This is a genomic window from Paraburkholderia atlantica (genome assembly GCF_009362785.1).
GTDB lineage: Bacteria > Pseudomonadota > Gammaproteobacteria > Burkholderiales > Burkholderiaceae > Paraburkholderia > Paraburkholderia atlantica.
Genome location: NZ_WHNQ01000001.1, coordinates 25,220 through 47,887, shown reverse-complemented (window position 1 = coordinate 47,887; position 22,668 = coordinate 25,220). Strand labels below are relative to the sequence as shown.

27 protein-coding genes are annotated in these 22,668 nt (G+C 64.0%); 7 read left to right on the top strand and 20 right to left on the bottom strand.

Going from position 1 to position 22,668, the window contains the following annotated elements; translation table 11 throughout:
* The first annotated feature begins 85 nt into the window (after nt 1–85).
* On the top strand, nt 86–1,180 hold the full coding sequence (locus GCT19_RS00250; RefSeq protein ID WP_152850732.1) for a glycosyltransferase family 4 protein: 1,095 nt from the start codon (nt 86–88) through the stop codon (nt 1,178–1,180).
* A 45-nt stretch (nt 1,181–1,225) separates the two neighbouring features.
* Here GCT19_RS00250 and GCT19_RS00245 read toward each other — a convergent pair whose 3' ends face one another.
* A complete protein-coding gene (locus GCT19_RS00245; protein ID WP_152850731.1) occupies nt 1,226–2,527 on the bottom strand; it encodes an O-antigen ligase family protein in 1,302 nt (433 codons plus the stop codon).
* 290 nt (nt 2,528–2,817) lie between these two features.
* Between GCT19_RS00245 and GCT19_RS00240 the strand changes: the two genes are divergently transcribed.
* Nucleotides 2,818–3,663 carry a glycosyltransferase family 2 protein gene (locus GCT19_RS00240; protein WP_018431559.1) on the top strand — a complete coding sequence of 282 codons (846 nt, stop codon included), beginning with the start codon at nt 2,818–2,820 and terminating at the stop codon, nt 3,661–3,663.
* Between the two features lie 42 nt (nt 3,664–3,705).
* Here the strand turns inward: GCT19_RS00240 and GCT19_RS00235 are convergent, their stop codons facing one another.
* The 3 genes from GCT19_RS00235 to GCT19_RS42525 form a co-directional block, all read right to left on the bottom strand.
* On the bottom strand, nt 3,706–4,032 hold the full coding sequence (locus tag GCT19_RS00235) for a hypothetical protein (RefSeq protein ID WP_013088873.1): 327 nt from the start codon (nt 4,030–4,032) through the stop codon (nt 3,706–3,708).
* 97 nt (nt 4,033–4,129) lie between these two features.
* On the bottom strand, nt 4,130–4,696 hold the full coding sequence (locus tag GCT19_RS00230) for an ester cyclase (protein ID WP_152850730.1): 567 nt from the start codon (nt 4,694–4,696) through the stop codon (nt 4,130–4,132).
* Nucleotides 4,697–4,713: 17 nt separating this feature from the next.
* On the bottom strand, nt 4,714–4,890 hold the full coding sequence (locus GCT19_RS42525; RefSeq protein WP_184131240.1) for a hypothetical protein: 177 nt from the start codon (nt 4,888–4,890) through the stop codon (nt 4,714–4,716).
* On the opposite strand from GCT19_RS42525, the gene GCT19_RS00225 reads away from it, so the two are divergent.
* Nucleotides 4,889–5,821 carry a recombination-associated protein RdgC gene (locus GCT19_RS00225; protein ID WP_152850729.1) on the top strand — a complete coding sequence of 311 codons (933 nt, stop codon included), beginning with the start codon at nt 4,889–4,891 and terminating at the stop codon, nt 5,819–5,821. The genes GCT19_RS42525 and GCT19_RS00225 overlap by 2 nt on opposite strands.
* Nucleotides 5,822–5,824: 3 nt before the next feature.
* Here the strand turns inward: GCT19_RS00225 and GCT19_RS00220 are convergent, their stop codons facing one another.
* The 5 genes from GCT19_RS00220 to GCT19_RS00200 all read right to left on the bottom strand — a co-directional run bounded on the left by GCT19_RS00220 (nt 5,825) and on the right by GCT19_RS00200 (nt 10,755).
* A complete protein-coding gene (locus tag GCT19_RS00220; RefSeq protein ID WP_227749152.1) occupies nt 5,825–6,049 on the bottom strand; it encodes a hypothetical protein in 225 nt (74 codons plus the stop codon).
* 660 nt (nt 6,050–6,709) lie between these two features.
* Complete coding sequence (locus GCT19_RS00215; RefSeq protein WP_321576724.1) at nt 6,710–7,930, bottom strand: MFS transporter; 1,221 nt, start codon at nt 7,928–7,930, stop codon at nt 6,710–6,712.
* An 87-nt stretch (nt 7,931–8,017) separates the two neighbouring features.
* Nucleotides 8,018–8,491 (bottom strand): VOC family protein, encoded by a 474-nt coding sequence (locus tag GCT19_RS00210; RefSeq protein WP_152850727.1) that lies wholly within the window; start codon nt 8,489–8,491, stop codon nt 8,018–8,020.
* A 67-nt stretch (nt 8,492–8,558) separates the two neighbouring features.
* Complete coding sequence (locus GCT19_RS00205) at nt 8,559–9,044, bottom strand: VOC family protein (RefSeq protein WP_013088879.1); 486 nt, start codon at nt 9,042–9,044, stop codon at nt 8,559–8,561.
* 148 nt (nt 9,045–9,192) lie between these two features.
* Nucleotides 9,193–10,755 carry an SH3 domain-containing C40 family peptidase gene (locus GCT19_RS00200; protein ID WP_227749151.1) on the bottom strand — a complete coding sequence of 521 codons (1,563 nt, stop codon included), beginning with the start codon at nt 10,753–10,755 and terminating at the stop codon, nt 9,193–9,195.
* 158 nt (nt 10,756–10,913) lie between these two features.
* Here GCT19_RS00200 and GCT19_RS00195 point away from each other — a divergent pair, with 158 nt between their 5' ends.
* Entirely contained in the window at nt 10,914–11,339 is a 426-nt protein-coding gene (locus GCT19_RS00195; protein ID WP_018431553.1) for a TOBE domain-containing protein, read from the top strand.
* Nucleotides 11,340–11,376: 37 nt separating this feature from the next.
* Here GCT19_RS00195 and GCT19_RS00190 read toward each other — a convergent pair whose 3' ends face one another.
* On the bottom strand, nt 11,377–11,814 hold the full coding sequence (locus tag GCT19_RS00190) for a hypothetical protein (RefSeq protein ID WP_152850726.1): 438 nt from the start codon (nt 11,812–11,814) through the stop codon (nt 11,377–11,379).
* On the bottom strand, nt 11,811–12,320 hold the full coding sequence (locus tag GCT19_RS00185) for a lysozyme (RefSeq protein WP_084598206.1): 510 nt from the start codon (nt 12,318–12,320) through the stop codon (nt 11,811–11,813). The genes GCT19_RS00190 and GCT19_RS00185 overlap by 4 nt, the downstream gene beginning before the upstream one ends.
* A 257-nt stretch (nt 12,321–12,577) precedes the next feature.
* Between GCT19_RS00185 and GCT19_RS00180 the strand changes: the two genes are divergently transcribed.
* Both GCT19_RS00180 and GCT19_RS00175 read left to right on the top strand, forming a co-directional pair.
* Nucleotides 12,578–13,078, top strand: coding sequence for a GAF domain-containing protein (locus tag GCT19_RS00180; RefSeq protein WP_152850725.1), 501 nt, complete (start codon nt 12,578–12,580; stop codon nt 13,076–13,078).
* 201 nt (nt 13,079–13,279) lie between these two features.
* Entirely contained in the window at nt 13,280–14,089 is an 810-nt protein-coding gene (locus GCT19_RS00175) for a mechanosensitive ion channel family protein (RefSeq protein ID WP_018431550.1), read from the top strand.
* A gap of 11 nt (nt 14,090–14,100) precedes the next feature.
* Here GCT19_RS00175 and GCT19_RS00170 read toward each other — a convergent pair whose 3' ends face one another.
* A complete protein-coding gene (locus GCT19_RS00170; protein WP_152850724.1) occupies nt 14,101–14,499 on the bottom strand; it encodes a VOC family protein in 399 nt (132 codons plus the stop codon).
* A 150-nt stretch (nt 14,500–14,649) separates the two neighbouring features.
* Between GCT19_RS00170 and GCT19_RS00165 the strand changes: the two genes are divergently transcribed.
* Entirely contained in the window at nt 14,650–15,120 is a 471-nt protein-coding gene (locus GCT19_RS00165) for a hypothetical protein (protein ID WP_152850723.1), read from the top strand.
* On the opposite strand, the gene rng is transcribed toward GCT19_RS00165, so the two are convergent.
* The 8 genes from rng to GCT19_RS00125 all read right to left on the bottom strand — a co-directional run bounded on the left by rng (nt 15,090) and on the right by GCT19_RS00125 (nt 22,509).
* Complete coding sequence (gene rng, locus GCT19_RS00160; RefSeq protein ID WP_018431548.1) at nt 15,090–16,559, bottom strand: ribonuclease G; 1,470 nt, start codon at nt 16,557–16,559, stop codon at nt 15,090–15,092. The genes GCT19_RS00165 and rng overlap by 31 nt on opposite strands.
* Nucleotides 16,560–16,568: 9 nt before the next feature.
* Nucleotides 16,569–17,198, bottom strand: a complete 630-nt coding sequence (locus GCT19_RS00155; RefSeq protein ID WP_152850722.1) for a Maf family protein — start codon at nt 17,196–17,198, stop codon at nt 16,569–16,571.
* Between the two features lie 255 nt (nt 17,199–17,453).
* On the bottom strand, nt 17,454–17,924 hold the full coding sequence (rlmH, locus tag GCT19_RS00150; protein WP_008919684.1) for a 23S rRNA (pseudouridine(1915)-N(3))-methyltransferase RlmH: 471 nt from the start codon (nt 17,922–17,924) through the stop codon (nt 17,454–17,456).
* Nucleotides 17,925–17,960: 36 nt separating this feature from the next.
* The gene (gene rsfS / locus GCT19_RS00145; protein WP_013088890.1) at nt 17,961–18,410 is read right to left on the bottom strand and encodes a ribosome silencing factor; all 450 of its coding nucleotides are present in this window, start codon (nt 18,408–18,410) and stop codon (nt 17,961–17,963) included.
* 4 nt (nt 18,411–18,414) lie between these two features.
* Nucleotides 18,415–19,170: a nicotinate-nucleotide adenylyltransferase gene (locus tag GCT19_RS00140; RefSeq protein WP_176135232.1), complete on the bottom strand. Its 756-nt coding sequence runs from the start codon at nt 19,168–19,170 to the stop codon at nt 18,415–18,417.
* 10 nt (nt 19,171–19,180) lie between these two features.
* Nucleotides 19,181–20,104 (bottom strand): oxygen-dependent coproporphyrinogen oxidase, encoded by a 924-nt coding sequence (gene hemF / locus GCT19_RS00135; protein ID WP_026227933.1) that lies wholly within the window; start codon nt 20,102–20,104, stop codon nt 19,181–19,183.
* 288 nt (nt 20,105–20,392) lie between these two features.
* Complete coding sequence (purD, locus tag GCT19_RS00130) at nt 20,393–21,676, bottom strand: phosphoribosylamine--glycine ligase (protein WP_152850721.1); 1,284 nt, start codon at nt 21,674–21,676, stop codon at nt 20,393–20,395.
* A gap of 104 nt (nt 21,677–21,780) precedes the next feature.
* Nucleotides 21,781–22,509: a YebC/PmpR family DNA-binding transcriptional regulator gene (locus GCT19_RS00125; protein WP_013088894.1), complete on the bottom strand. Its 729-nt coding sequence runs from the start codon at nt 22,507–22,509 to the stop codon at nt 21,781–21,783.
* Between the last annotated feature and the right edge of the window lie 159 nt (nt 22,510–22,668).

The following is a 22,668-nucleotide window of genomic DNA, read 5'->3' as shown; positions in this document are numbered from 1 at the left end:
CGAAAGCCATCCTTTACAATTGCCGCTGCCCCGAAACTGCGCACCCACGGACTCGTCCGCGCGTGCGCCTCACCGAGACCGATCCTTGTCAGAGCCGACCCTCGACCCGAACCGCCGGCCCCTCACCGACATCGCACTGACCGCCCAGGCGCTGAAGAACAGCGGCGGCGCCGAGCGCTACACGCGCGACGTGATCGCCGGCCTGCATCGGCTTGGTCTGCGCCCGACGCTATTCGCGCGCGAGATCGACCAGGCGCTCCCCGAGGCCGCGTGGATCGATGCGCAGCCGCTCAACGTGCGCTGGGCGCCGCGCAAGCTTCGCAACCTCGCGTTCGACTGGCGTCTGAAGCAGCGTTTGAAGCGGCATCGTCCGGCGTGCGTGTTCTCGATCAATCACTCGACGCATGCCGACGTCGCGTTGTGCGGCGGCACGCATCCGGGTTCGCTCGAAGCCGCGGGCCGCACCGCGCGCCGCAGCGACGAATGGCAGATCGAGCTCGAGCGGCGCGTCTATACGCGGGCGCGCGCGATCGTCGCGCATTCGCAATTGATGAGCCGCGAGTTGCAGCGTTTCTATGACGTCCCGGCCGAGCGCATCGACGTGCTCTATCCGCCCGTCGATACCGAACGCTTCAGGCCGCTCGACGCCGCCGCGCGCGCGGCCGTGCGCCGCCAGCTCGGGGTGCCCGACGATCGCGTGATGTTCGTGTTCTCGTCGACGAGTCACGAGCGCAAGGGCTATCCGTTGCTCGAAGCGTTTTTCTCGCGCACGACGCTGCCGGTCTGCCTCGTCGTCGCGGGCCGCCCGGTGCCGAAAACCGGCGACACGATTCGTTACGCGGGTTACAGCAAAGAGATCGAAAAGTTGTTCGCGGCCGCCGATTTCACGGTCGTTGCGTCGGCGTACGAGCCGTTCGGGCTCGTCGGTGTCGAGTCGGTGATGTGCGGCACGCCGCTCGTGATCGCCGACAACGTCGGCTCGGCGGAGACCGTCACCGGCGCCGCGAAGATCGGGTTTTCGCGGCAGTCCGAGGGCAGTTTCGAGCGCGCGATCGGGCAGGCGGTCGAACGCGTGAAGAGCGGCGCCGCGCGCATCGCGGCACCGCGCGACAGCCTCGTGTACGACCCGAGCGTCGACGCGCACGTCGCGGCGCTTTACGAAGTGTTCACGCGAGGATGAGGGCGGCGCTTTGTGCTCGGGCCGCCACTTCTCGTCGAATTAAAATCAATCGCGCGGCTGCGTCTCGCGCACGACTGCGGCGGGCGTCGGGTCGGCCCGCGTTTCGCTTCGCAACTCGCGCTTGCGTGCATCGATCATCGCCAGCAGCGTCGCGACCAGCAGCGCGAGCAGCACCGTCACCATGACCGGCACGAGCACGTCGATCGTGAGCCCGAAGATCACCGTGCTCGACGCGACCGCGAGACCCGAATACGACGCGGCGCGAATCGCCGGGTCGCTCGCATGCCGGTGTCGCCAGAAATACACCGTCATGCCGTAGTAGAACAGCAGCAGACAAATCACGCCGACCGCGCCCATCTCGGCGAGCGTCGAGAAGAAGTCGCTATGCGCGCGTTCGTTGACGATCTCGGCCTTCACCTCGCCGCGCTTGGCCATCGCGCCGAGCTCGTTGACCAGATGGCCCTTGCCGACGCCCCACACCGGATGCCGCTCGACGATCATCCGCGACGCGTTCCACAGTTGCAGGCGCAGACCGGTGGCCGTGAAGTCTTCGCCCTTGTGCATCATCGATACATCGTTCGGCACTTCGGCGAAGCGCTTCTGAACCCGTTCGGTCGACAACACCCCGCCCGCGCCGATCACGATCACGAGCGTCGCGACCAGCAGTCGCTTTTTCCGCGTGAACCAGTGGTACTGCATACCGAGTAGCACGACGAACACCGGCACCGCGAGCCAGCCGCCGCGCGAGCCCGACAGAAACGACGCATAGCCGCCCGACACCAGCGCGAGCACGCGCGGCACGAGCACGCGCCAGTCGCGCGGATTGTCCCAGCCGAGCGTGAACACGGACAGGAACGCGAGCAGCAGCGCGGTATCGCCGAACGGAATCGCGTTCGTGTACGAGTTGTTCAGGCGGTTCGCGTCGGTCCAGCCGCCGGGCGGCGGATTGAGGATCGCCCATGCGCCGACTGCGAGCGCGCCGGCGGCGCAGCCCCAGCCGATCATGCGCAGATTGCGCGACGGCAATTGGCGCAGCAGCAGGAACACCAGCAGCGCGAACACGAAGCGGGCGACCGAGTCGAATTCGCGTGGCAGCCAGTAGCCGAGCGCCAGCTGCTGCGCGCCGATCCCGACGACGAACGCGAGCATGCCGATCGTGTACCAGCGATAGGTTCGCAACGCGGAGAAATAGCCCGGCATGCGCCGGTTGACGATGGCTGCGCCGAGCGCGAGCGCGACGAGTGCGAAAAAGCAGTAGCCGGTGCCGCCGCGCCACATCAGATTGACCGCGGGCGCGAGAAACAGCAGAGCCGACGTGAGCCAGACCAGACTGGAAGCAAAAATCATAGGTCTAAGTTATCGATGAGCACACTACCGTTCCGGTGGTGAAATTGCAGGGGACGCCGGACCATTTGAGGTTTTCAAGACGGTAGAGCGATCCGGATTATAACCATGCGCTTCCTTGCGAAATGCTTGCTGCCGCACGCGGTAAGGTTCCGTCGGCCCGCGGTACGCGGCGTGGCGGCGGCGGGCGGCGCGTGTCGTGCGCGCAGGCGGGGGGCGGTACAATCGCGCGACATTCATGGCCGGCGCGCGGCGCATGCCGCGCCCCGCGCCCAGCTCAACGGACCGACTCGATGTTCTCAATCATCATCCCGACCTGGAACAACCTGCCTTATCTGCGCCTCGTGATCAAAAGCCTGCGCCGTCATTCGACGTATCCGCACCAGATCATCGTCCACGTCAACGACGGCTCGGACGGCACGCTCGCGTGGGTGCGCGACGAGGGCATCGAGCACACGGCGTCGCCCGGCAATATCGGCATCTGCCACGCGGTCAATATCGCGGCGGCGCGCGCGACGCAGGACTACATCGTCTACATGAACGACGACATGTACTGCTGTCCCGGCTGGGATGAAGCGCTCGTCAAGCGTCTCGCGCAGATGCCGGCCGACGGGCTGTTCATGCTGTCGGGCACGATGATCGAGCCGGTCGATTCGGGCAATCCGTGCGTGGTCGTGCGCGACTTCGGACGCGATGCGCAGGTGTTTCGCGCCGACGAACTGGTCGCTGCCGCGCCCAGCCTCGTGCGTGCCGACTGGCGCGGCGCGACGTGGCCGCCGACGCTCGTGCATCGCGACTGGTGGTTCAAGGTGGGCGGCTACAGCAGCGAGCTGAGCCCCGGCATGAGCAGCGACAACGATTTCTCGATGAAGCTGTGGGACGCGGGCTGCCGCGTGTTCGTCGGCGTCGGCGACAGTCTCGTCTATCACTTCCAGCAGAAGAGCACCGGCAAGATCGTGAAGAACGACGGGCGCCGCCAGTTCCTCAACAAGTGGGGGATGACGCAGGCGACGTTCGACCGCTATTACCTGCGCCGCGGCACTGCCATCGACGGCGCGCTCGCGGTCAGCGAGCCGGAGCGCAGCGGCCGGCTGCGTCGTGCGCTGCTGAAGTCGCGCATCAAGCGCGCGTTGGGCTGACCGGCGTCGAGCCGAAAACGGCTGCTCGCCGCGCTGCGGGTATCAAACGCCGCCCGTCACGAGCGGCAGCACCGTCAAATCCGGATGCGTGCCGTCGACGATGCTGCGTCCCACGTGCACCGCTTCGTAGAGCGCGTCGTCGACGCTCGCGAAGCTCTCCTCGCCATCCGCGTGAAATGGCACCGCATGGCCGGGAAGCTGGGGATTGGCGCCCGGATGGCAGACGTAGCCGAGATACGTGTAGCGGCTGTTTTGCGCGGCCGCGTCGGCGGCATGCGCCGGGTCGGGCGGGTCCTTCGGAACAGGTGATACGTGTATCTCGAAGCCCTCGTATTGCACCGTCTGCCAACTTGCGGTTTGGTCGGCCATGACCGCCTCCGTCTGGGTCTGTCCTGTCCAAAAGTCTAGGTGATTTGCCGCCAAAACGCGCGGACACGCGGCTACGGCAAAACCATGACGGCTGCGCCTACGGTTGGATCGCGCCGAGCTGTTTCAGCACCGTCAGATTGTCCTCGAGGTGCCAGTTTTCGACGATCCGGCCGTCCCGCACGCGATACAGATCGAACGCCTGGAAATCGACGGCCTGGCCGTTGCCCTTCCGGTTCTGAAACTCGCCCGTGAAGTGGCCACGAAAGTGCAGATGCACCGACGCGCGGTCGCCGGCCACGACGAGATCGTCGATGTCCGCGTGCAGGTCGGGCACGGCCGCGCGAAATCCCTTCGACGCCTGCAGCGGACCGTTCGGGCCTTGCGGGCGGCCGTCCGGCAGCGTCCGGTCGATGAACTCGGGCGACAGCGCGAGCCGCGCGTACGCTTCGTCACCGGTGTTCCAGAAACCAGCGTAGCGGCGCGCGGCGAGCACGACCGCGGCGCTTTGCGCGGAGGTACGGTCGAGTGCGAGATGGTGCGGCGTGGGCAACGTGGCGTCGTTCGCGCTTGCCGCGGAATCCGCGGCGTGTGCGCCGAGCGCCCCAGCCAGACTGACAGCGACGAGAGCCTGACGGACAAGATGGGAAATCGTTGTGTTGCTCATGTTGCGCTCCTCCGAAGTCAGTTGATGAAGCGCATTCTGCTGACATCGATGACGTTTGATAATTGGCCTGTAGCTGGAAGGATTTTCGCTTTATTTTTGAAAATAGCTTTGTCCAGGATCGCGTCGGCCAGAACGCCCCGGCTGGTTCTCGTCGGATAAAATGCTGCGCTTTGCCTAAATCCGACTTCGCTCATGTGGTTCAAAAACCTTCAGCTGCACCGTCTGCCCGCTCCGTGGTCCGTTACCCCTGAACAGATGCAGAAGTGGCTCGCGCCGTACGCGTTCGCGCCCGGCCAGAGCGTCGAGATGCAGGCCCAAGGCTGGGCGCCGCCGCGCGACGGCGACTCGCTCGTCTACGCCATGAATGGTCAGATGTTGCTGACGTTCCGTGCCGAGAAGAAGCTGCTGCCCGCGTCGGTGGTCACTCAGATCACGCGCGAGCGCGCGGCCGAGCTCGAGGAACAGCAGGGCTTCAAGCCGGGCCGCAAACAGATGCGCGACCTGAAGGAGCAGGTCACCGACGAGTTGCGGCCGCGCGCGTTCAGCATCCGCCGCGATACGCGCGTGTGGATCGATTGCACGAACGGCTGGCTCGTGATCGACGCGGCGTCGCAGGCGGTCGCCGACGATGTGCGCGGTCTGCTCGTCAAGTCGATCGACCAGTTGCCGCTGATGACGGTGCGCGTCGCGCAGTCGCCGGTCGCGGCAATGACCGGCTGGCTGCTCGACGGCGACGCGCCGGCGGGTTTCACGCTCGATCAGGACACCGAGCTGCGTTCGCCCGCCGAGGGCAACGCGACGGTGCGCTATGTCGGACACGCGCTGGACGCCGAAGATATGCGCCGTCACATCGAGGCGGGCAAGCAATGCATGCGGCTTGCGATGACGTGGAACGATCGCGTGTCGTTCGTGCTGACGCCGTCGCTGACGATCAAGCGCATCGCGCCGCTCGACGTGCTCAAGGAAGCGAGCGACCCGACCGCGCAGAACGACGACGAACGCTTCAATTCCGACGTCGCGCTGATGACGGCCGAACTCGACCGCATGCTGCGCGATCTGATCGATGCGCTGGGCGGCGAGCAGGGCGAGCAAGGGTTCGCGTTGCCGCAGGCCGTGGCGGCTTGAGCGTCAGATTCTCGCGCTGTCGATCGCTTCGACGAGGGGCCAGTAAGGCGTGATCGAACGCAGACGGATCGGGTAGGTCCGCTGCAGCAGCGCGAGCGTCGCGTCGGTATCGGTGAGCTGATAAATGCCCGACACGCGCAGATCGGCGACGTCGGCGGCACAGCGCAACGCCGGCGTGATAGCGCGCGAGTTCGTCGACGAGGTCCGCGATACGCATGTCGTTCGCATAGAGCAGGCCGCGCGTCCACATCGCCTCGCCTGCTGCCGGCGCTTTCCGTATCCGACTCGCGAAGCATTTTGATTAAATGTGCTGCATTCTGAACGCAATTGACAGATGTGATTTACCAATTGAATTTAGCAAATCGTATTTAACAATTTATGTCTCTTGAATTGGCTATTTGCGGTTGAATGTGAATCTGAGTTCACATAGGAATTTCGCGTGCACACCCGGTCATTTCGGGTCGGGCAGACACACTGTCATCGATACAAAAAAACCAGGCTATGCATGTGATTTCACTTTTTCATGAATGATTGACCTGAAATACGGCTAATTGCGCCGCAAGGGAACGCAGCTTTTTCGTCATGAATTAAAGTGTGGCGGGTTTAGCTGACCGGGGTGTGAAGCTGAAACTATTCGCTGGGTCACGCGGATCATCGCCGGCCTGGGTGCAGGCGAGTTCCCGGTTGCGTTTGAACCTGTCGTGCATCACGACTTTCCGTTCGCGCATGAACCCAGGTAAAACTCCGTGCGCTGCCGCACCTTCGATGCAGAGGAAAAAACGACAGCCGTATCAAAGGCTTGCGGCTTTTTTCAGGGAAGTTATGCACAGATTTGCCAACAAAAACTGTGGGTAACTTTGCGCGTCTCGTCCCGCCGTCGAAGCGCTGTCAGTCTTCGAGCGCCCACGCGCGCTTGCGGCGCAACAGCGCCGAGCCGATCGATACCGCGGCGCCAATGCCGCCCATCGTCAGCGACATCGCGACGATCAGTGGGCCCGTTTGCGTACGAGCGGAGAACACGCCGACCAGCAGGCCGGCGAGCGGCTGCGTCAGATTGTTCAGCAAAATCGCGACGCCGATCGTCTTGCCGTAGTCCTCGGGCGGAATGATCTGCAAACGGGCGCTGCGAATGTAGACGTTGAACATCTTGTCGAAGCCGACGATCAGCAGAAAGCCGAGCGCATAGCCCCACGGCGACGCGCTCGCGCCCGCGATCACGCCACCCACGCAGATCGTCACGAACGCGACGAGACCGAGCACGCGCGCGGGCCAACCGGCGCGCGCCACCGTCAGCAGCACCAGCACCGTGGCGATCGCGCCGGCCGTTTGCAAAGCTGCGTAGTAGCGGTTGGATTGCGCATGCAAGCCCGTCACCATCGCCGCCGATGTCGCGAGCGTGACGCCGATGACGAGGTTCTCCGCGGCCGCGAGCATGATGAGCTTCTTCAGGCCCGGCAGCGTCCACACGTGCTTGAGCGCGATGCGCAGCGGCGTGCTCCAGTGAGCGGCGCGCGCGAGCGATTGAGCGGACCCGGACGAGGGCGCGCGAAAACCGCTGAGTCGCTGCCAGACGAACAGCGCCGCGTCGGCGCACAGAAACAACACGCCGGTCGCGGCGACCACCGATTCCCAACGCCACACACCGAGCAGCAGCGCGGCGAGCATCGGTCCGAGCACGAAGCCGAGCTGATCGGCCAGTTGCGAGTACGCGAGCACCTTCTGAATCTGCTGCGTGCTGAAGATCTGCGGCAGCATCACCTCGCGCGCGACGAGCCCCTGGCTCGTCATTACCCCGCACGCGGCCGACAGCGCGATCAGCCAGCCGATGCCGCCGAACAGCGCATATGCGGCGATCCCGCCGAAGCACGCGAGCGCGCGCGCTGCCTGGCTCAGCCGCATCAGACGCAGCGGCGGGAAGCGGTCGCAGAGCGCGCCAAAGAATGGGAACACGAGGTAGCGCGGCAGCGTTTCGATGAAGAACGCGAGGCCCGACCACGAGACCTGGCGCGTCGTTTGATACACGACGAGCGGCACCAGAAAAAGCAGGATCTGATCGGCGAGACGCGCGATGAACAGCGAGCAGAAAAACGCCTGATGGTTGACGCGCACCGTGGTTGTCTCGCCGAGTTGGGTCGAGACCGATCCTATCAAAAGATCGCGTGAGGCGAGGCGGGGCGCCCCGCGCCTGACACCGTGCTACTCGCCGCGATACGCCTGTTCCAGCGGCGCGATATCGAGCTTGACCATCTTCATCATCTGCGCCATCACGCGGCTTGCCTTTGCGCGATCCGGGTCGCGCAGCATCTGCAGCAGCACGTTCGGCGTGATCTGCCACGACACGCCGAAGCGGTCCCGCAGCCAGCCGCAGGCCACCGGCTCGCCGCCGTCGAGCAGCTTCGACCAGTAGCGGTCGAGTTCTTCCTGCGAGTCGCAGTGAACCATCAGCGAGATGGCCGGCGTGAATTTATATTGCGGGCCACCGTTGAGCACCATGAACTCCTGGCCTTCGATTTCGAAGGTGATGGCGACGACCTCGCCCGCCGGTCCGGGGCCGGCGTCCGTGGAGTGCAGCGTAGTGGCGATTCGCGAAGCCGAAAACACCGACGTGTAGAACGCCGCGGCTTCTTCCGCATTGCCGTCGAACCACAGGCACGGCGCGATTTTCTGCATGACGTTGCTCCTTCGGGACGGGTGTCGGCGGGGCCGGGCGTGCGTTCGCCCGACGCCCACCTTCAGCTCACTTCTTCTCCTGGGACGAACAATCCATCGCGGCCATCGCCTTCTGGATTTCGTCGGTGCTCAGGTCGCGCTTGTGCGTCGCGAGCGACCAGCTGTGGCCGAACGGGTCCTTCACCTGGCCGTAGCGGTCGCCCCAGAACATGTCAGTGACGGGCATCGTGACGGTCGCGCCTGCGTCGACCGCCTGTTTGAAACTCGCGTCGACGTCCGGTACGTAGTGATGAATCGTGACCGGCGTGCCCTTCAGCGTGTTCGGGCCGAAGGTTTGGTGCTCGGGCCATTCGTCGGTCAGCATCAGCATCGAGTCGCCGATTTTCAGGGTCGCGTGCATCACCTTGCCGTCGGGGCCCGGCAGACGGACCTGTTCGACGGCGTTGAAGGCTTTCGTGTAGAACGCGATCGCTTCGGCGGCGTTCTTGCAGATCAGGTACGGCGTGAGCGAGTGCATCCCTTCCGGGATCGGTTTGACTGCGGCGCTGGACATGACGGTGACTCCTTGAAGTAACGGTTCCTCAGTGGAAAGACCGGCTGCGTGAGCTGGGTCTTCAACGTTACGACGAGTTTGTGACCGCTGGATCGACACCCCGAGAAAAATATTTTGGGCCCTTGCGAGGGTGAGTCGCCCTCGCCATTCACCCCGCCGGATTGTCCTCGTCCGCTGGCGGCGCGGACGACGGCGCCGCGCTGCCGCCCGGTGCGCCGAGGATGCTGATCTGGAACGTGCGCGTCGCGGCGAGCGACTGCAGCGTCGCATCTTCGGGGATGCGCTCGTCGAGCGGCAGGATCACCGAGCCGCCGATCACCGCGCGCCGGCTGTTGTCGGCCGGACGCAGGCCCCACACGTCCTGATAGACGACGGGGACCGTGGCGCCGTTGCGCGTCGCGTTGCCGAGGTACAGCATCACGTGGCCGCCGATGTAGATCAGCGTGCGCAGCGGCACCCCATGCCGCGCCAGATAGTCGAGCCGCTCGGCAGGCGTCGAGTCCGACAGATCGATGATGCGGCCGGCGCTCATCTGCGTCGACGAATGGCGCGGCAGCCACACGCCGAACGCGGCGAAGATGCTTTGCAGTTCCGACGAACAGTCGTTGTAGAGGCCGCTGTTGCCCCAGCCGTACGGCCGGCCGATCAGCGCCTTCATTAGCATCGCGAGATGGCGTGGCGTCGCGGTGAGCGGCATCGGCGTGATCTGCGTGGCCTCGAGCGACGCGGTGCGGATCAGAGCGCGGCCGTCGACGTCGCGCGCGGGAACGAGGAGCTGGAGCGCGGCTGCGTTGGCGGTGGTCGCCGCTGGCGATGCCGAGGCACCCGTCACCAGCGGCAGCATCGTTCCGGCCGGTGCGTTGAAGCGGAATACGCCGCGGCTGTCGCTGACCGCCGCCGACGCGACGATCACCGCCCCCAGCGAGTTGCCGGCCGCCGCGCGCCATCGATCGATGAAACGATCGTCGGCAAACGCGACGCCGTCGCTGCGCACCCAGCCCTGCACGTCGGGCGTCTGCACGTAATGCCATGCGCCGTCGACGCTGCTGCCGAGCACATAGAGCGGCGTACCCGGCCGCACCGCCGAGATCTGCAGGTTGTCGAACGGATAGCCTTCGCCGGCCAGCTGACGGTCGTAGAACGACGGATCGGTGGTCGGCAGCTCGCGCACCATCAGGTTGCCGGTCGCGATCGCGCGCCGCTCGGGCTGATACCCCGGCGCTTGCGTGAACTGCGCGACGTCGATGTTGCGCGCGATCGCGTCGATCCACGCCTTGTCGTGCGGCCGGAAGTTTTCGCCGTAACCGATGACGCTGCCATGTTTGCCGGCGTTGTCGAACTTGTCGATGCGCCGCTGTTGCAGTGCGGCAATGTCCTCTCCCTGTTCGCGAAACACGCGCGTCGTGATCCACGTGGGATTCCATGGCGACGGCGCATTCTCGCCGGTGCCGAAGTAGCGCGCGAACAGCGCGTCGAAATGTGCGCGCTGCTCAGCCGCGCTGAGAAACGGCCGGTCGTAGTCGGGGCTGTTCGGATCGAGCCAGTGATCGACGTTCTGGTCGTAATGGGCGAGCGGAAACAGCGTGACGTTGTCGGCGAACGCGTGCGTGCCATGCGGCGGCGTTGGTGTGCCGCACGCGACGAGCGTCGTGACGACGGCGCATAGCATGGCGGTGCGGCAGGCACGACGGGAGAGAACGGCGACTGACATAAAGATTCGGCGTATGAGGTGCAAGGCCACGATGATACGGTGTAGGCAATATCCGCGGCGCATCGGATGTTCAGTGGCGGCGCGCGCGGCATCCGCTACACTCGCTTTGTCCGTCCACCGGCGCGTTGCCACGCGCTTCAATCGACAGGGAGCACGCGATGAAAACCAGCGCACGCAATCAGTTCAGCGGCGAAATCACCGATGTCACGCACGGTGCCGTCAACGACGAAGTCACGCTGCGCACGTCGGACGGTCTCGAGATCGTCGCGATCATCACGCACGGCAGTGCGAAATCGCTCGGGCTCGCGGCTGGCAAGCAGGCGTTTGCTCTCGTGAAGGCATCGTCGGTGATCGTGATGGTCGATGTCGCGAAGCACCAGGTGTCGGCGCGCAACTGCATCGAAGGGACCGTTGCGGCCGTGACCAAGGGCGCGGTCAATTCGGAAGTGACGATCAGTGCAGGCGGCGCACAGATCGCGGCGATCATCACGAACGACAGTGTCGAGCGTCTGGGTCTCGCGAGCGGCAAGACGGCGACGGCGATTTTCAAGGCGTCGAGCGTGATCATCGGGGTCGATCAGTAGCAGGCCCCTTGCTCTGGGACGGGTACTCAGCGAACTCTCACCGATCCCGTAGCGCGCGAACGATGATGCCGTCCCATCCAAACACAATCCTGTGAGCGTCCATCCGGAAAACCGCAAAACAATTGTCGCTATCCACGACAACGGTTGTAGCGGGCAATCCGGTTGCATTCACGCGAAGCCCGAACTGATTCTTCAACGCCGAAAGCGTGTCGATTCGTTTGACGGTAAAACCTGTGTTCGGCTTGCAGGTTTCACTGTCGAAACTCATGGATTGCGGCGTAATTGTCATCGTCATGCCGAGAATCCGTTTTGCTTCGGGGATGCCACCAGAGATATCGGCGTAGTCGACTACATCGGTCACGACCCAATTGCCGATGAAGTCATTAATCGTCGCGTGCGATGTTTGTGCCGCGCACACGCTCGCCGAGGCGGTCAGTGTGAGAGCCACATATGCAGAAATCTTGTGGCCTGTCATTGCGCGGTCTGCCGGAAAGGCGCGGATTCTCGTTGGCGGCGGCTCGTTAGTCCCCGGCTTTTCTTCGCAGGACCGATCTTTCGGTCATTGCGATCTCGCGGGGTAATCATCACATTGAGCATCATTTTTTCTGCAACGGCTGTCATGTCTCCGGTGTTTGCGGGACCTGGCGCGTCACGTGTGTTCTGGCGTGACGAGTTATAAGCAAAAGACAAGGCAGCATCGAACTGTGCCTGAGTCAATTCGTACTGCGTGACCACGGTTTTAACTGCTGCCTCTGCCTCACGAACCCGATTTCGCATGATAGTGTTTGCCTCTTCGGGAACAACCGTTCGCGCTAGTTCTTCCGCCGTACACGGACCGAAGTGGGCTAATGCGCCGATGCCCCAGGTGCAATTACCATTCTTTGGTGCATCGTTGTAGTAGCGCATAACGACGCCTTCATTTATACGAAGGGCGCTATAGCCTGCTTCACTCATGGATTTATCTGAATTTGCATTTGGCATCGATTATCTTAAAAAGGCCGATCGAATGGGGTGGGTAATATAACAAAATAGAACTCGCGAAAATCAGTTCGAGTTAAAATAATGCGAAATGAGTTATTTATAATATTAAGATAGAAACTAAAAAGGGCAAATTGAGAACGGAAGGGGCGCGACCGTAGACGAGCGGCGCGCGTCACCGCGGTCGACATCCGCGCGCGGGGATTGCGCTTGCTTTAAACTTTGCCGTTTATCATCCCGCTCTGATCACGGACACCGTCATGTTCGAAGTTTCCTCCACCTCGCATCTGCCGAAAGCCGCGCAATATGAAGAACTGGTTGCGCAGGCGCGCGCGCTCCTGGCCGGCGAAACGGACTGGATCGCCAACGCCGCGAACTTTGCGTCGTTCGTCTTTCATTCGCTGAGCGATCTGAACTGGGCCGGCTTTTACTTTCATGACGGCCGCGAACTGGTGGTCGGCCCGTTCCAGGGCAAGCCCGCGTGCGTGCGCATTGCGCTCGGCAAGGGCGTCTGCGGTACGGCCGCGCAAACCCGTCAGACCCAGGTCGTGCGCGACGTGCACGAGTTTCCCGGTCATATCGCGTGCGATTCGGCGTCACAGTCGGAAATCGTCGTGCCGCTCGTCGCGCCCGACGGTACGCTGATCGGCGTGTGGGACGTCGATAGCCCCGTCGTCGCGCGCTTCGACGAGGACGACGCGAAGGGCATGGAAGCGTTGTGCGCGGTGTTCATCGAAGCAGCGCTGCCGCGCGGCGTGTAGTTCGCGAAGCGCGCCTGGCGCGACGCGCAGTACTGAAGCGCGGACTGTTCATCTCAATCTTTGAGACGCACGAGCGCATCTCCATGATGCCGTCGAGATCGACGTGCGGTTAGCAAGTCGCGTACCGCATCTTGCGACGGATGGACAGGAACGCGTCGTGCTCGCTCTGCATCGGTATCGATCAAGCGAATCAAGCCGACGATGAACGACTCCCTCTACCGTTTCTTTCATCTTCAGCCGTCACTGCTGGTCACGCTGACGCACGACGTCGTTCATATCGCGATTGCCGTGCTGATCCTCGTGGTCGGCTGGTGGTTGTCGAACCGCGTCGGCGCGATGTTCGCGAGGGCGCTCGAACGCACGCATGCGGACCCGACCCTCGCGCCGATGCTCGCCGCGATGGGCACGTGGGCCGTGCGCGTGCTCGCCTTCATCGCGGCGCTCGGTGAAGTCGGCATCGCGACTGCGAGCGTATTGGCCGTGCTCGGCGCGGCTGGCCTTGCGATCGGCCTCGCGCTGCAAGGTACGCTGCAGAACATCGCGGCCGGCATGATGCTGCTGTTGCTGCGACCGTTTCGCGTCGGCGACGTGATCGAGGGCAGCGGCGCGGCGGCTGGCATCGTGCGCGAGGTGGGGCTGTTCACTACGCGGATCGAACGCGGCGACGGCAACATCGTGTTCGTGCCGAATAGCCAGATCTGGAGCAATCCGGTGATCAACTACAGTTGCGGCGGCACGCAGCGCATCGAGGTCGACGTTGAACTCGCGCAGCGCAAGGACGTGGATGCGGCGATCGGGCAACTGCAGAAACTCGTGGCCGACGAGCCGCGTGTGCTGAGCGGTTCGACACTTGCACCGGTGGTGTCGGTTGCCGATTATCCGGCGGATGGCGGCGCGACGTTAAGGATCGCCGCGTGGGTCAGGTCGCCGGATGCGTCGTTGGCTGGCGGTGATCTGCATGACCGGGCGCAGGCCGTGTTGGAGCAGGCGGGGTGTGAGGTAGCGGCTTAGGCCTGGAGAGGTTAGGGTTTCGCGGTATGGCATACGGCCTCGACGCGATTGCCGGCCGGGTCGATCAGAAATGCCGCGTAGTAGGCGGGGTGATAGTGGGGCCTCGAGCCAGGTTGGCCGTCGGATTTGCCGCCACCCGAGAGTCCCGCTTTGAAGAATGCATCGACGTGCGCGCGGGACGGCGCTTTGAAGCACCAGTGACGTTTGCTTTCTGTTATTTCATTTGGATCGAGATACACGGCCAGATAGGTCGATGAGGTGTCGTCGATCGTGCAACGCTCGCCGTAGCCTAAGGCGGTGGGGCGATCGAAGACTTTGCTCGCGCCGAGAGCTGTCATGATGGCGTCGTAGAAAGGGCGGGCTGCCTCGATGTCGGGAACGCCGATCGATACGTGATCGAGAAGCTGCATCAGATGTCTCCCTCTGGAAGTTGCGCTGAGTTTATACGTTCGACTCGTTGCAGCAGGCATTTCCGCACTCAATCGCCAAGGTCTTCTTCCATCAGCGGCTGGCCGGCTCATGCCGAATCTGTCTGGACTCCCGGGCGCTTCGACGCGCGCATGGCGATGCTTTATTGGTTCCGCGCGGTCGACCAGCAAACAAGAATGTCATCGATTGTTTTTGTTCTATCGCGCTGTCTCCAGCCTTCTGCTACGTATACCCGCTTCAAATCGATCTGGCGGGTGACGTATGTTGATGGGGTTGCAGACCGATGGCGATTGACTTCAAAGCTGGGGCCAACCGAAGCTGCAAGCTTTACACGCGCCACGAATATCGTGGCAACACGAGCAGCGACGAGGCCCGACCATGCCCACCTCGATCCGAATGACCATCGATACGACAACAAAATCAAAAAAGGTGGTCCAGGCATTGCGCCCAGACCACCTTTCGATTTTCTCTCCGGTGGTGGTGACAATGACGAGCCGCCCGACGCAATGGGCGGCCCGGTCGCGATTGATGCTCTGCGCGGTATTAATGATCCGCCCGATTCGGGCAATACCTACATCAGCACAATATCGTACTGCTCCTGACTCAAATTCGACTCCACCTGCAACGATACCGGCTTGCCGATGAAATCGATCAGCATCGCCAGATGCTGCGACTCTTCCTCGAGAAACAGATCGATCACCTGCTGCGAAGCGATCACGCGAAACTCGCGCGGATTGAACTGTCGTGACTCGCGCAGAATCTCGCGCAACACGTCATAGCAAACGGTGCGCGCAGTCTTCACTTGCCCCTTGCCCTGGCAAACCGGGCACGGTTCGCACAGCACATGCGCGAGCGACTCACGCGTACGCTTGCGCGTCATCTCGACGAGCCCGAGCTGCGAGAAGCCATTGACGGTCACCCGCGTGCGATCGCGCGACAACGCCTTCTTCAATTCGCCCAGCACCTGGTCGCGATGCTCGGCGTTCTCCATATCGATGAAATCGATGATGATCACGCCGCCCAGGTTGCGCAGCCGCAGTTGCCGCGCGATCGTATGCGCGGCCTCGAGGTTGGTCTTGAAGATCGTGTCGTCGAAGTTGCGCGCGCCGACGTAACCGCCGGTGTTCACATCGATCGTCGTCATCGCCTCGGTCTGGTCGATCACGAGGTAGCCGCCGGACTTCAGGTCCACGCGACGCGACAGCGCGCGCTGAATCTCGGCCTCGATGTTGTACAGATCGAATAGCGGCCGCTCGCCGGTGTAGTGATGCAGCTTCGACGATACCGCCGGCGTGAACTCGGCCGCGAAATCGGCGAGCATCTGATGCGTCTCGCGCGAATCGACCTGGATGCGCGACGTTTCATCGTTGACGAAATCGCGCAGCACACGCTGCGCGAGATTCAGATCCTGGTAGAGCAGGCTGGTCGGCGGCATGCGCTGCGCCTGCGACAGAATCGTCGCCCACGTCTTGCGCAGATACGCGACGTCGGCGGCAAGTTCTTCGCTCGTCGCATCTTCGGCGATCGTGCGCACGATGTAGCCGCCTTTCTCGTCGGCGGGCAGCACGGCGGTAAGGCGCGCGCGCACGGCCTCGCGTTCGGCCTCGCTTTCGATCTTCTGCGAAATGCCGATGTGCGGTTCCTGCGGCAGATAAACGAGCGTGCGCCCGGCGATGCTCACTTGCGTGGACAGCCGCGCGCCCTTCGTGCCGATCGGGTCCTTGACGACCTGCACCATCAGCGTCTGACCTTCGAAGACGATTTTTTCGATCGGCTGATGCGGTGCCTGGTGTTGCGCTTCGCCGGCAATACGCGGATGCCAGATGTCGGCAACGTGAAGGAAGGCCGCGCGTTCGAGGCCGATGTCGATGAACGCCGATTGCATGCCCGGCAGCACGCGCACGACCTTGCCGAGATAGACATTGCCGACGCGCCCGCGCGACAGCGTTCGTTCGACATGAAGTTCCTGGACGGCGCCCTGTTGAACGAGCGCGACGCGCGTTTCCTGCGGCGTGACATTGATCAGGATTTCTTCATTCATGGTGTTGTTCTAGAAGTCGATGCGCGCTGCACGCAGGAGGGCAGCGGTTTCAAAAAGCGGCAAACCCATGATACCCGAATAGGACCCGTCTATATGCTCGATAAACTCCGCCGCGCGTCCCTGCACGCCATACGCACCTGCCTTGCCGAGCGGCTCGCCGCTCGCCGCGTAGCGACGCAACGCGTCTGCGTGCACTGCAGCAAAACGCACCTTCGACACCGACAACGCCGCGGGCAGCAGCGTGCCGTCGGCATCGATCACGGCGAGCGCGGTCAGCACTTCGTGCGTGCGGCCCGCGAGGCGTGTGAGCATCGCGACCGCATCGTCGGCGTCGATGGGCTTGCCGAGAATCGCGTCGTCGATCGTGACGGTGGTGTCGGCGACGAGGATCGGCCGCACCGCGTGACCACCCGCCACGAGCCGCGCGCGCGCCGCATGCGCCTTCGCGATGCATACGCGCCGCACGTAGTCGCGCGCGTGTTCGCCGGCCCGTTCGGCTTCGAGCGCTTCGGCGTCTTCATCGGGGCGCGGCAGCAGCAATTCGAAACGCACGCCGAGCTGTTGCAGCAGCTCCTGGCGGCGCGGGCTTTGCGAGGCTAGGTAGACGAACGGATGCAGCGAAGCGGTGGGCGTGGGCATGAACGGGTCTCGATGGAGCGGGAAACGGATGGCGTGGAGGCGGTGAGCGCGGGTGGGCGTGGAAGAGTGGGCTGGGCCAGTTTGATTCGGCGACGCGATCGACGCACGGCATCCATTCACGGCAACGATGCACCGCGCGTCGGGCGCATCATCGCATGAAGTGGTTGCAATACGCTTAAGCGTAGGGAGCGGAGCACCCGTGGCCTGTCATCGACAACGATCGATCGCCAGACGACGCCGCACTGGCTCCGGCACTCACGCGCGATGATACGGGTGATTTTGCGTGATGGTCCACGCACGGTACAGCTGTTCGGCCAGCAGCACGCGCACCATCGCGTGCGGCAGCGTGAGGCTCGACACGCGCAGCATCATATCGGCGCGTGCCTTCAGCTCGGGATCGAGACCGTCCGCGCCGCCGATCAGAAAGGCCACGTCGCGGCCGTCCTGCTGCCAGCCCGGCAACGCGCCCGCGAGTTGCATCGTGGTCCAGTCCTTGCCACGTTCGTCGAGCGCAACGATGCGTGCGTTCTTCGGCAACGCGGCTTCGATCTTCTGCCGCTCGGCGGCCATCACGCTTTCGGCCGAACGGCCCGACGAGCGCTGCTCCGGTTTGATCTCGCGCAGCTCGATGCGCAGCTCGGGCGGCATGCGTTTCGCGTATTCGTCGAAGCCGGTCGCGATCCAGTCCGGCATCTTGTGGCCGACGGCGAGGATATGCAGTTTCATTGCGAAGGAAGTAGCGGTGCGCCTGACCCGCCCCGCTTACTTGCGGCGTGCCGTGGTCTTGCGCGCGGGCTTCGCGGCCGGCGCTTCCTCGTCTTCCTCGTCGTCGGGCTCGCTTGCGCGCGCGCCGCCGAACGGACTCGGCGTCGACAGCTTGATACGCACCGGCTTGTCGCCCCAGATTTCCTCGAGGTTGTAGTACTGGCGCAGCGCCGGCTGCAGGATGTGGACGATCGCGTCGCCGCAATCGACCAGCACCCATTCGCCGATGTCCTCGCCCTCGGTGCTGACGATCTCGCCGCCGGCTTCCTTCACGCCTTCGCGCACGCTGGAGGCGAGCGCTTTGGTTTGCCGGTTCGACGTGCCGCTCGCGACGATCACGCGATCGAACAGCGAGGTCAGGTGGCTGGTGTTGAACACTTTGATGTCTTGCGCCTTGACGTCTTCGAGAGCGTCGACGATTACGCGCTGCAGTTTGCGAATATCCATGGAGTTACCGGTGGTACAGATGATGTTGAAGAATATAGTCCCACACCGCGGCGGGGACGTGACTCGTGGCCTGATTTTGGGTTGCGTCACTCGTACCCGCGTGGGCCAGCCGCTGGTTGACCTGCTCGCGCAGATGCGCGCGAATGTCGGTGGCCGAAACGTTGAACGCGAGCGTCGTGTCGATCAGCAGATGGCCGCAGCGCGTGGCCTGCAGCACCTCGGCTTTGGCGCGGCGCGCGGCGATTTCCCTGGCCACCGCGGGGGCGACCGACGCGAGGTCGAAGCCGGGCCGCGTGGCCGCGCCGATGTGCGCGAGCTCGAACAGGCGCCGCCAGTCGCGCCACGTGTCGAGATGCACCAGTTGATCCGCGCCGATCAGCAGTGTGATCGAGGCGTCGTCGCCTTCGCGCTCGCGCCAGCGTTGCAGCGTATCGACCGTGTAGGTCGCGCCTTCGTGCTCGATTTCGTCGGTCGCGACGCGCACCGTCACGCCGGGGATCGCGAGCGACGCGGCCGCCGCGCGCGTCATCGCGAGTCGATGTTCGGCGGGCGATACGTCGGCTTTCTGCCAGGGCTGGCCGGCCGGCAGCAGCACCAGTTCGGTCAGCCGCAGCACGTCGGCGAACCGCCGCGCGAGCGCAAGGTGGCCGTCGTGGATCGGATCGAAAGTGCCGCCCAGAAGACCGATTCGGTGGGGCAGCGCGACAGGGTGAGCGTTCGGCTTCAGGTGAGGATCCTTTGTCGTGACCGTAAGCGACACGGGTAGCGCGTCACACCCACTCGCGCGGCACGAGGAAATCGCTGTACAAGCGAGCTTCCGGCGTGCCCGGCTCGGGGTGCCAGTTGTAGCGCCAGTTCGCCACGGGCGGCATCGACATCAGGATCGATTCGGTGCGTCCGCCGCTCTGCAGCCCAAATAGTGTGCCACGGTCGAAGACCAGATTGAACTCGACGTAGCGGCCGCGCCGGTAGGCCTGGAACGCGCGTTCGGCTTCGCCGTACGGGGTGTTGCGGCGCCGCTCGATGATCGGCAGGTACGCCTTGAGAAAGCCTTCGCCGACGCTTTTGAGCATCGCGAACGATTGCTCGAAGCCCGGCGCCGAGAAATCGTCGAAGAAAATCCCGCCGATGCCGCGCGCCTCGTTGCGGTGCTTCAGGAAGAAATATTCGTCGCACCAGCGCTTGAAGCTCGGGTACAGGTCCGCGCCATACGGCGCGAGCGCGTCGTGGCACACCTGATGGAAATGCCGCGCGTCCTCTTCGTAGCCGTAGTAGGGCGTCAGATCCATGCCGCCGCCGAACCAGAACACCGGCTCTTCGCCTTCCCTGGTCGCAATGAGCAGGCGCACGTTCATGTGCACAGTCGGGCAGTGCGGGTTGTGCGGATGCAGCACGAGCGACACGCCCATCGCCTCGAAACCGCGCCCGGCCAGTTGCGGCCGCGCGGCGCTCGCCGAACCCGGCAGCGCGTCGCCGGCGACGTCCGAGAAGCCGATGCCGGCGCGCTCGAAGAACTGGCCGCCTTCGAGAATCCGCGTGACGCCGCCGCCGCGCAGCTTCTCGCCGGGCCCGCGCTGCCACGCGTCGGTCGCGAATGCGGTGCCGTCGAAGGCGCCCAGCGTGTCGGCGATATGCGATTGCAGGCCTTGCAGCCAGCTGCGCACGGCTTGTGCGTCGTAGCTCGAATTGCTCATGAATGCAGGTTCTGAGAGCGGCACGCTCGTCATGCCGCGGGTTCTTCGAAAGAGGGCGAAGGTCGCGTTCGCGCCGGGTTGACTGCCCGGACGCTCGGGCCGCACATTCGGATTGCGCGGACGCCGGGGACGGATGGGCGAGGCGGCTTGCCGCTTCAGTCGATCCGCGGGCTCCGTGCCCGTCTGTCGCGACGAGCGCGAAAAATGCAGTGTAGCGCGCGTCGTGCCGCGCGCCCGCGGCGCGCTGTCGCGCGTGGGCGCCGTTCGCACGGCGCCCGGCGGCACCGCTTATTTGCCGTCGTGCTTGCGATTGAGCGCGCGATAGCCAATGTCGCGGCGATACTGCATGCCGTCGAACGCGATCTGGTTGATCGTGTGATAGGCGGCCGCCTGCGCGGTGCGCACCGAATCCGCCAGACCGACGACGCACAGCACCCGCCCGCCCGAGGTGATCAGCTTGCCGTCCGTCAGCGTGGTGCCGGCGTGGAACGTGACCGAATCCGCGGTTTCGGCGGGAATGCCGTTGATGCGGTCGCCCTTCCTCGGCGTGTCCGGATAGTTGTGCGCGGCGAGCACGACGCCAAGCGCGGTTCGGCGATCCCATTCGAGCTCGACGGTGTCGAGCGTGCCGGCGATCGCGTGTTCGACCACCTTCGAATAGTCGCCCTTCAGACGCGCCATGATCGGCTGCGTTTCGGGGTCGCCCATCCGGCAGTTGAATTCGAGCGTCTTCGGGTTGCCTTGCGCGTCGATCATCAGGCCCGCGTACAGGAAGCCGGTGTAGCGGATGCCTTCCTTCTCCATGCCGCGCACGGTCGGCAGGATGATTTCGCGCATCACCCGCGCATGCAGCTGCGGCGTGACGATCGGCGCGGGCGAATAGGCGCCCATGCCGCCCGTGTTCGGGCCCTGGTCGCCGTCGAGCAGACGCTTGTGATCCTGGCTCGACGCGAGCGCGAGCACGTGCTTGCCGTCGACCATCACGATGAAGCTCGCTTCCTCGCCGGCGAGGAACTCCTCGATCACGACGCGCGCGCCGGCGTCGCCGAGCTTGTTGTCCGACAGCATCATGTCGACCGCGGCGTGCGCTTCTTCCAGCGTTTGCGCGACCACCACGCCCTTGCCGGCGGCGAGGCCGTCGGCCTTGATCACGATCGGCGCGCCCTTGGCGTCCAGATACGCGTGCGCGGCGGCGACGTCGGCGAAGGTTTCGTACTCGGCGGTCGGGATGCCGTGACGCTTCATGAACGCCTTGGCGAAATCTTTCGAGCTTTCGAGCTGAGCGGCTTCTTTAGTCGGTCCGAAGATCTTCAGACCGCGCGAGCGGAACAGGTTGACGATGCCCGCCGCGAGCGGCGCTTCCGGCCCGACCAGCGTGAACGCGATCTGTTCTTTTTCGACGAAATCAGCGAGCGCGGCCGGCTCGGTGATGTCGACGTTGAGCAGGCGCTCATCCTGAGCAGTGCCGCCGTTGCCGGGCGCGACGTAGACGAGCTGGACCCGCGGCGATTGCGCGAGCTTCCATGCCAGCGCATGTTCGCGACCGCCGGAACCGACGACGAGTAACTTCATGTGAATCCCCGAGACTTAAAAACCATAAACGGCCGAGCGCTGTGCTCGGCCGTGCAATAAACCATCAACAGCAAGGGCAAACGATGCGAAAGCCCGGCGCGCCATCACTCGCCGGCGATCGACGCGTTTGTATAGACTTCCTGCACGTCGTCCAGATTTTCCAGCGCGTCGAGCAGCTTCTGCATTTTCACGGCGTCGTCGCCGGTGAATTCGACTTCGGTCTGCGGCTTCATCGTGACTTCCGCCAGTTCGGCCTTGAAGCCCGCCGTTTCGAGCGCTGTCTTCACCTTCGAAAAATCGTTCGGCGGGCACAGCACTTCGATACTGCCGTCCTCGTTCGTCACGACGTCGTCGGCGCCCGCTTCGAGAGCGGCTTCCATCAGCGCGTCTTCGGCGGTGCCGGGCGCGAACAGGAACTGGCCGACGTGATCGAACATGAACGACACCGAGCCGTCCGTGCCCATATTGCCGCCGTTCTTCGAAAACGCGTGACGCACTTCCGCGACCGTGCGGGTGCGGTTGTCGGTCATCGTGTCGACGATCACCGCCGCGCCGCCGATGCCGTAGCCTTCGTAGCGGATTTCCTCGTAGTTCGCGCCGTCCGCGCCGCCGACACCACGCTGGATTGCGCGGTTGATGTTGTCTTTCGGCATGTTGGCGTCGTACGCCTTGTCGACCGCGAGCCGCAGACGCGGGTTCGAGTCGATTTCGCCGCCGCCCAGACGGGCCGCAACCTGGATTTCCTTGATGAGCCGCGTCCAGACCTTGCCACGCTTGGCATCGGCCGCTGCTTTCTTATGCTTGATATTGGCCCATTTCGAATGACCCGCCATACTTTTCTCCGTCGCGCGCGCCAGCGGGGCGCACGCATAGTGCAATTGTCGTTGCGATGTCGGGCGCCTCGCGGGTTGCGCCTCGCGTGTCGTGTCCCGATCCCAAGCCGTCAGGTGAAAGGCTGCCGGCCGCTCGTGCTCGTTGCTCACGTTCGCCCG